We start from the raw sequence: 1,321 nt of genomic DNA on the forward strand, positions 1-1,321 counted from the left end.
TGAACCGCGCCGGGTTTGCCGGAGGCTGTTGGATGTGAGTCACGCTGCCATATCGACGATGTTCGCGGCAGCATAGTATTGCTCTTCGGCCTCGGCGGGCGGAATGTTACCGATAGGCTCGAGCAGCCGGCGATGATTGAACCAGTCCACCCATTCCAGCGTGGCGTACTCGACCGCCTCGAAGCTGCGCCACGGCCCGCGGCGGTAGATCACCTCGGCCTTGTAGAGGCCGTTGATGGTTTCCGCCAAAGCGTTGTCATAGCTGTCGCCGACGCTACCGACTGACGGTTCGATCCCCGCTTCGGCGAGGCGTTCGGTGTACTTGATCGACACATATTGGCTGCCGCGGTCGGAGTGGTGGACGAGACCACCACCCCGCATCGGTCGTCGGTCATGTAGCGCCTGCTCGAGCGCATCCAGGACGAAGCCGGCATGTGCGCTTCGACTGGCGCGCCAGCCAACGATCCGGCGGGCGTAGGTGTCGATGACGAACGCCACGTAGACGAACCCCGCCCAGGTCGCGACGTAGGTGAAGTCCGACACCCACAGCATGTTCGGTGCTGGCGCGCGGAACTGTCGGTTCACCCGGTCGAGTGGACACGGTGCCGCCTTGTCGCTGACAGTGGTGCGCACCGGCTTGCCGCGGATCACGCCAGCCAGGCCCATCGCCCGCATCAGTCGGGCAACGGTGCAACGGGCGACGTCGAACCCTTCGCGCCGCAGCTGCCGCCAGACCTTGCGCACGCCGTAGACGCGGAAGTTCTCCTCGAACACGCGGCGCACCTCCGGTCCGAGCGCATCGTCACGCCGGGCCCGAGCCGACCGCCTGGTCGGCTCAATCCTCCTGGCTGCATGAGCATGATAGGTGGACGGGGCGATCGGCAGGACCCGGCAGATCGGCTCGACCCCATACACCTTGCGATGCGCGTCGATGAACGACACCATCACTTCGCTCGGCGGTCGAGCTCCGCCATCGCAAAATACGCCGACGCCTTACGCAGGATCTCGTTAGCCTGGCGCAGCTCGCGGTTCTCGCGTTCCAGCGCCTTCATCCGGTCGGCAACATCGCTCGGCACCCCGGCGCGGGCGCCACTGTCGACCTCGGCCTTCTTCACCCAATCGTGCAGCGTCTGGCCGGCACATCCGATCTTCGCCGCGATCGATACCACCGCTGCCCAGCGCGACGGGTGATCCTTTTCGTGTTCCAGCACCATGCGCACCGCACGCGCGCGCACCTCAGGTGAAAACTTGTTCGTCGTCTTGCTCGTCATAGCCCCTTCCTCTCAGGAGTTGGGGCCTCCGACAAACCCGGCGCGGTTCA

General features: G+C 65.3%; 1 protein-coding gene and 1 other annotated feature. The gene reads right to left on the reverse strand.

From position 1 onward, the window contains the following. Window positions 1–39: 39 nt before the first annotated feature. Window positions 40–1,271, reverse strand: a protein-coding gene (locus GGQ96_RS21090; RefSeq protein WP_184117195.1) for an IS3 family transposase whose coding sequence is annotated in 2 segments (ribosomal slippage) — window positions 40–980 and window positions 980–1,271 — 1,233 coding nt in all. Because the reading frame shifts where the segments join, the coding sequence is not laid out codon by codon here. Beyond that, window positions 871–987: a sequence feature (AL1L pseudoknot), on the reverse strand. It overlaps the preceding gene by 117 nt. Window positions 1,272–1,321 lie beyond the last annotated feature (50 nt).

Source organism: Sphingomonas abaci (assembly GCF_014199625.1).
Lineage (GTDB): Bacteria > Pseudomonadota > Alphaproteobacteria > Sphingomonadales > Sphingomonadaceae > Sphingomonas > Sphingomonas abaci.